The following is a 6,399-nucleotide window of genomic DNA, read 5'->3' on the forward strand; positions in this document are numbered from 1 at the left end:
TCATCCTTAGGTTACACTGTCACAATTATTGCGTAACAACAGGCACGCGGGGAGCAAGCGCACACATCAGCTCATACCCCACCGTACCCGCTGCGGCAGCGACGTCATCAATCTTGATTTCGCTGCCCCACAGCTCAACCGGCGTACCGATCCCGGCCTGCGGGCACGGGGTTAAGTCTACCGCCAGCATATCCATCGAGACCGTTCCGACAATCCCCGTGCGTACGCCGTCCACCAGCACAGGCGTGCCGTCCGGGGCGTGGCGCGGATAGCCATCGGCATAGCCCGCCGCAACGATGCCGATCCGCTGCTCGCCCGTGGCCTGATAGCGTCCGCCGTAGCCCACCCGATCGCCCCGCTTCAGGGTCTGCACGCCGATAATCTCGCTGTGCAGGGTCATCACCGGCTTGATGCCGCTGTTCGCCACATCGTGCCACTGCCCGGAGGGCGACGCGCCGTAGAGAATAATACCCGGCCTGACCCAGTCAAAATGGGCCTGAGGATGCCAGAGCGTGGCCGCCGAGTTGGCGAGGGAGCGCGGACAGTTAAGCCCTTCCGCCGCCTGCTCTACCCGCACCATCGCCTCAACAATGCCGTCGGGCTTCTCCCCCGAGGCAAAGTGCGACATCAGCGTCATCTGATCGACGTTTTTCATCGCCCGCAGCTGCTGCCATACTGAACTCACCCGCTCCGGCATAAACCCCAGTCGGTTCATACCGGTGTTGACCTTCAGGTAGATATCCAGCGGAGCGCTAAGCCGGGCATTTTGCAGCGCCTTTAGCTGCCAGTTGCTGTGGATGCTGGTAGTGAGACGCAGGCTATCCAGCAGCGGCAGCTCGTCGGCATTGAAGAACCCCTCCAGCAGCAGGATCGGACCTTTCCAGCCGCGCTCACGCAGCAGCACCGCCTCCTCCAGATTCAGCAGGGCAAAACCGTCCGTGGTACCCAGCGCGCGCCAGATGCGGTCGATCCCGTGCCCGTAGGCGTTGGCTTTTACCACCGACCAGACCCGCGCCCCAGGCGCGGCGCGGCGAACAACCTGTAAATTATGCTGTAAGGCCGATAAATCAAGCGTGGCCTGAACAGGACGCGTCATGACTGCCCCTTAAGTATTGTGTACGCCGTGCAGATGGCTGGCCCGTGCGGGCGTAAAGTCGGAGCCGTAGCGGGCTACGCCTAAATCATCGTATGGAATAGCCGGGGAGCGGCCAGAGATCAGATCGCTCAGCAGCTGGCCGGATCCGCAGGCCATGGTCCAGCCAAGAGTGCCGTGCCCGGTGTTGAGCCAGAGATTTTTAAACGGCGTACGTCCTACGACCGGCGTGCCGTCCGGCGTCATCGGACGTAGCCCGGTCCAGAAGGTGGCCTCCTCGACACGGCCTCCGCGTGGGAAGAGATCGCGCACGACCATCTCCAGCGTCTCCCGGCGCGGCTGCAGCAGCTCGGTGTTGAAGCCGACAATCTCTGCCATCCCGCCCACGCGGATGCGGTTATCGAAGCGGGTGATGGCAATCTTGTAGCTCTCATCAAGGATAGTCGACACTGGGGCACCGCTCTCTTCCGCCACGGGAATGGTGAGCGAGTAGCCTTTCAGGGGATAGACCGGAATATCGACAATGCCCTTCAGCATGGCGGTGGAGTATGAGCCAAAGGCCATCACGTAGGCATCGGCCTTGATCACCTCATCGCCACACTTCACGCCGTAGATCTTCTCGCCCTCATAGAGCAGGCGATCGACCGGGGTGTTGTAGCGGAACACCACGCCCGCCTGCTCGGCCATCTGCGCCAGACGCTGGGTAAAGAGCTGGCAGTCACCGGTTTCGTCATTGGGCAGACGCAGGCCACCGGTGAGCTTGTGCGCCACCTCGGCCAGGGCGGGTTCAACCTCTGCCAGCCGGGCAGACTCCAGCAGCTGATAGGGAACCCCGGCCTCTTCCAGCACGGCGATGTCGCGGGTGGCGTTCTCATACTGCTGTTCTGTGCGGAAGAGCTGTAGCGTGCCGCCCTGCCGCCCCTCATACTCAATGCCGGTGCTGTCGCGCAGGGCCTTCAGGCAGTCGCGGCTGTATTCGGCCAGACGTACCATCCGCTCCTTATTCTCCATGTAGTGGCGGGTATCGCAGTTACGCAGCATCTGCCACATCCACTTCAACTGGAACGCCGTCCCGTCAAGGCCAATGGCCAGCGGGGCATGACGTTCAAACATCCACTTGATCGCCTTCAGCGGTACACCCGGTGCGGCCCAGGGTGAAGCATAGCCTGGTGAGATCTGTCCGGCGTTGGCCGCGCTGGTTTGCAGCGCCGATCCCGGCTCTCGTTCAATTACCGTTACCTCATGCCCCGCCTGACTTAGATACCAGGCGCTGGTCACGCCCACGACGCCACTTCCCAGAACCACAACGCGCATAGCCACTCCCTATGAGTAAAACTGACGAGTTACGAACATTCATCGGTTAAGAACAATCATCTGATTACAAATTGATAACTCAGATGAAAATGTTATTCAACATATGGCTTTTTTATGGTGACTTAACTCACATCTCTGCCTATGGCCGCGGATGGGGACTATTTGGTATCTCCTGCTGAGCCGTCTTGTAACGCAGCATAAAATAGCGCAAACGCCTGGCCTCCCCCCCTTTTTACACGGCGAAATGGCGAAGAAAAAATTTCCCCGCCAGTCCGGTTTCCGGTGCGGTGATCTATGCTTGAAAGGAGACTCTCCTGCAAGAGAGAGTCGCCAACAATGAGGGTGCGCTAATGGCTACGATTGACTCCATGAATAAGGACACCTCCCGTCTCAGCGATGGACCCGACTGGACATTCGAACTGCTTGATACCTACCTGGCCGAGATCGATCGGGTAGCCAAACTCTACCGGCTGGATACCTATCCCCACCAGATCGAAGTGATCACCTCTGAACAGATGATGGATGCCTACTCCAGCGTCGGGATGCCGATTAACTATACCCACTGGTCGTTTGGTAAGAAGTTTATCGAGACCGAGCGACTCTATAAGCACGGACAGCAGGGATTGGCCTACGAGATCGTCATCAACTCCAACCCCTGTATCGCCTACCTGATGGAGGAGAACACCATTACCATGCAGGCGCTGGTGATGGCCCATGCCTGCTACGGGCATAACTCCTTCTTCAAAAATAACTACCTGTTCCGTAGCTGGACCGATGCCAGCTCCATTGTTGACTACCTGATTTTTGCCCGTAACTACATCACCGACTGTGAAGAGCGCTATGGCGTGGTCGAGGTAGAGAAGCTGCTCGACTCCTGCCATGCCCTGATGAACTACGGCGTCGATCGCTACAAACGACCGCAGAAGATCTCTCTCCAGGAGGAGAAAGCGCGGCAGAAGAGCCGGGAAGAGTATCTGCAGAGTCAGGTAAACACCCTGTGGCGCACCCTGCCGAAGCGCGAGGAGGAGAAAACGGTCGCCGAAGTGCGGCGTTACCCCTCTGAGCCGCAGGAGAACCTGCTCTATTTTATGGAAAAAAATGCCCCGCTGCTGGAGCCGTGGCAGCGCGAGATTTTGCGCATCGTGCGTAAGGTGAGCCAGTATTTCTATCCGCAGAAACAGACCCAGGTGATGAACGAGGGGTGGGCGACCTTCTGGCACTACACCATCCTCAACCACCTCTACGATGAGGGGAAAGTGACCGATCGCTTTATGCTGGAGTTTCTCCATAGCCACACCAACGTGGTGTTCCAGCCGCCCTACAACAGCCCGTGGTACAGCGGGATCAACCCCTACGCGCTGGGCTTCGCCATGTTCCAGGATATCAAACGGATCTGTCAGTCCCCTACCGAGGAGGACAGATACTGGTTCCCGGATATTGCCGGATCTGACTGGCTGGAGACGCTACACTTCGCCATGCGCGACTTCAAAGACGAGAGTTTTATTAGCCAGTTCCTGTCACCGAAGGTGATGCGTGACTTCCGCTTCTTCACGGTGCTGGATGACGACCGCAATAACTATCTGGAGATTGCCGCTATCCATAACGAAGATGGCTATCGTGAGATCCGGGCCAAGCTCTCGGCACAGTACAATCTCAGCAACCTTGAGCCGAATATCCAGGTATGGAACGTGGATCTGCGTGGGGATCGATCTTTGACCCTGCGCTATGTGCCGCACAACCGTGCGCCGCTGGATAAGGGCCGCCGGGAGGTGCTGAAGCACGTGCACCGCCTGTGGGGATTTGATGTGATGCTGGAGCAGCAGAACGAAGATGGCAGCGTAGAGCTGTTGGATCGCTGCCCGCCGCGTCAGAACAGCCTGTAACGCCTGTCCCTCTCCTGGCGGAGAGGGCTTTCCCTGTTTCTCTCTGAACTTAACGACTCTGGATAGCGAGATCGCCCGGCAGGTTTTTCTGCATCCGGTGCCAGATCTCTCCGCTGTCGCGTCCATAGTGGCGCACGATATCATACACCTTGTCATGATCGCCGTGCTCGCACACCTCGCCCAGACGGTGGTAGAAGCCCAGCGCCAGGCTTCGGGCCTCGGGGTTGGCAAAGTAGTGCCGCCCGATACGGGTGTAGAGCCCCTTCATACCGTTGAGGATCAGTCCATAGATAGGGTTGCCGGAGGCAAAAGCGAGGCCGCGGAAAATGTTGTAGTCCAGCTCGGCGAAGGCATCGGCGTGATCTTCTACCTCACGCGCGCGGGCCAGCACGTCCAGGGCGTCCTGCGGATGCTGGCGAAACGCGGTGCGGATGAAAATGGTAGCGATGTTGGTGCGCACCGACAGCAGGTTGTCGATCAGCTGCGGGACGCTCTCATGATCGAGCCGGGCTAGCGTCTCCAGAATATTGAGGCCTGACGTCTCCCAGAAGTTATTCACCTTGGTCGGCTTACCGTGCTGGATGGTCAGCCAGCCGTCACGCGCCAGACGCTGTAACACCTCGCGCAACGTGGTGCGGGTGACGCCAATCAGTTCGGAAAGTTCTCTTTCAGCTGGCAGGATCGTTCCGGGTGGAAAGCGATTATTCCAGATACTTTCAATGATGTACTCTTCCGCGAAACCCGCCGGGCTCTGCGCCTTAATGACCATAGAGAAATTTCCATTACACAGCGAAACAAAGAGACTCATCATACCAGAGCGAGGAGGCAGCAGATAGCATGAAACGGGAAGAAAAAGGGATCGCCGTTCTGTTTTTACGCTTTTCTTAAACGGCCATTTTTAGCGTATTGTGCTGACCGTTTACCCTTTGCCACGCTTTTGCACTTCCAGCATAAACAACGCTTATTTCCCCCACTTTCACCCACATCTGAACCCTTTGTCATCGCAGGGTGAATTCGTTTACACTGCGGTGTCTAGCATCTCCCAGGGAAATGATTATGTTACAATTTTTAAACAAGTGCTCTCACGGGCGCGGTGCCTGGTTACTTATGGCACTGACGGCGTTGGCGCTTGAGCTGGTGGCGTTATGGTTCCAGCATGTGATGCTGCTTAAACCGTGCGTTTTATGTATTTATGAGCGTTGCGCCCTGTTTGGCGTAATGGGCGCCGGGCTGGTGGGTGCAATCGCGCCGAAAACGCCGCTGCGCTATGTAGCGATTGCTATCTGGCTCTACAGCGCGTGGCGCGGCATTCAGCTGGCATGGGAGCACACAATGATCCAGCTGCACCCTAACCCGTTTATGACCTGCGATTTCGCCGCCCGTTTCCCGAGCTGGCTGCCGCTGGATAAGTGGCTACCGCAGGTATTTGTTGCCTCTGGCGACTGCGCCGAACGCCAGTGGTCCTTCCTGACCCTGGAGATGCCGCAGTGGCTGGTGGGGATCTTTATCGCCTACTTCGCCGTGGCAATCCTCGTGCTGATTGCCCAGGCGTTCAAACCGAAAAAACGCGACCTGTTTGGTCGTTAAGCGCCGGGCTTGTTGAGGATGTGATCCTCCCAGTCGCGTACCTCGGACTCCGTCACCGCAATGTGGCGGACCGAGATGCGCTCGGCGTGCATCGCCGCTTTTGAGCCGCTACGCAGCGGATGCCAGAGTGGCAGTGCTTTCCCCTCCGCCAGCAGGCGATAGGCACAGGTCGGCGGCAGCCACTCAAAGGTCGGCAGATTCTCCCGCGTTAGCTTGATGCAGTCCGGTTCATACTCGAAGCGCCGCTCATAGTTGCGGCACTGGCAGGTTTTGATATTAAGCTGGCGGCAGGCGACGTTGGTGAAGTAGATCTCGTCGGTGTCTTCATCCTGAAGCTTGTGCAGGCAGCACTGCCCGCAGCCGTCGCACAGCGACTCCCACTCGGCGTCGGTCATCTGCTCAAGGGTTTTGCTCTGCCAGAAAGGTGTATCGCTCATAAGGAAGTCCGCCGTGAAATTTCAGCTGCACCTTATAACCACTCTGGCACATTGATGCAAGTTTTGCCGCCTGATTGCTGCCGTT

General features: G+C 57.9%; 6 protein-coding genes. 2 read left to right on the plus strand and 4 right to left on the minus strand.

All coding sequences use genetic code 11. From position 1 onward, the window contains the following. Positions 1 to 25 precede the first annotated feature (25 nt). Both dadX and FN633_RS09475 read right to left on the minus strand, forming a co-directional pair. Positions 26 to 1,096, minus strand: a complete 1,071-nt coding sequence (gene dadX / locus FN633_RS09470; protein WP_154057537.1) for a catabolic alanine racemase DadX — start codon at positions 1,094 to 1,096, stop codon at positions 26 to 28. 9 nt (positions 1,097 to 1,105) lie between these two features. Beyond that, positions 1,106 to 2,407: a D-amino acid dehydrogenase gene (locus FN633_RS09475; protein WP_154057538.1), complete on the minus strand. Its 1,302-nt coding sequence runs from the start codon at positions 2,405 to 2,407 to the stop codon at positions 1,106 to 1,108. Between the two features lie 350 nt (positions 2,408 to 2,757). Here FN633_RS09475 and FN633_RS09480 point away from each other — a divergent pair, with 350 nt between their 5' ends. Then, positions 2,758 to 4,290: a SpoVR family protein gene (locus tag FN633_RS09480; RefSeq protein ID WP_042391264.1), complete on the plus strand. Its 1,533-nt coding sequence runs from the start codon at positions 2,758 to 2,760 to the stop codon at positions 4,288 to 4,290. Positions 4,291 to 4,339: 49 nt separating this feature from the next. On the opposite strand, the gene fadR is transcribed toward FN633_RS09480, so the two are convergent. Then, entirely contained in the window at positions 4,340 to 5,059 is a 720-nt protein-coding gene (gene fadR, locus FN633_RS09485) for a fatty acid metabolism transcriptional regulator FadR (protein ID WP_154057539.1), read from the minus strand. A gap of 287 nt (positions 5,060 to 5,346) precedes the next feature. Between fadR and dsbB the strand changes: the two genes are divergently transcribed. Beyond that, positions 5,347 to 5,877, plus strand: coding sequence for a disulfide bond formation protein DsbB (gene dsbB, locus FN633_RS09490; protein ID WP_042391268.1), 531 nt, complete (start codon positions 5,347 to 5,349; stop codon positions 5,875 to 5,877). Here the strand turns inward: dsbB and FN633_RS09495 are convergent. Continuing rightward, on the minus strand, positions 5,874 to 6,314 hold the full coding sequence (locus tag FN633_RS09495; RefSeq protein WP_154057540.1) for a YcgN family cysteine cluster protein: 441 nt from the start codon (positions 6,312 to 6,314) through the stop codon (positions 5,874 to 5,876). The two genes, dsbB and FN633_RS09495, sit on opposite strands and share 4 nt — an antisense overlap. Between the last annotated feature and the right edge of the window lie 85 nt (positions 6,315 to 6,399).

Origin of the sequence: Pseudescherichia vulneris, from assembly GCF_902164725.1 — a bacterium.
In the GTDB taxonomy this organism is placed as follows: domain Bacteria; phylum Pseudomonadota; class Gammaproteobacteria; order Enterobacterales; family Enterobacteriaceae; genus Pseudescherichia; species Pseudescherichia vulneris.

What these genes read in the sequence shown, in the direction of transcription:
- dadX (WP_154057537.1), bottom strand. Translation starts at nt 1,096, where the DNA reads ATGACGCGTCCTGTTCAGGCCACGCTTGATTTATCGGCCTTACAGCAT.
- fadR (WP_154057539.1), bottom strand. Translation starts at nt 5,059, where the DNA reads ATGGTCATTAAGGCGCAGAGCCCGGCGGGTTTCGCGGAAGAGTACATC.
- dsbB (WP_042391268.1), top strand. Translation starts at nt 5,347, where the DNA reads ATGTTACAATTTTTAAACAAGTGCTCTCACGGGCGCGGTGCCTGGTTA.
- FN633_RS09480 (WP_042391264.1), top strand. Translation starts at nt 2,758, where the DNA reads ATGGCTACGATTGACTCCATGAATAAGGACACCTCCCGTCTCAGCGAT.
- FN633_RS09475 (WP_154057538.1), bottom strand. Translation starts at nt 2,407, where the DNA reads ATGCGCGTTGTGGTTCTGGGAAGTGGCGTCGTGGGCGTGACCAGCGCC.
- FN633_RS09495 (WP_154057540.1), bottom strand. Translation starts at nt 6,314, where the DNA reads ATGAGCGATACACCTTTCTGGCAGAGCAAAACCCTTGAGCAGATGACC.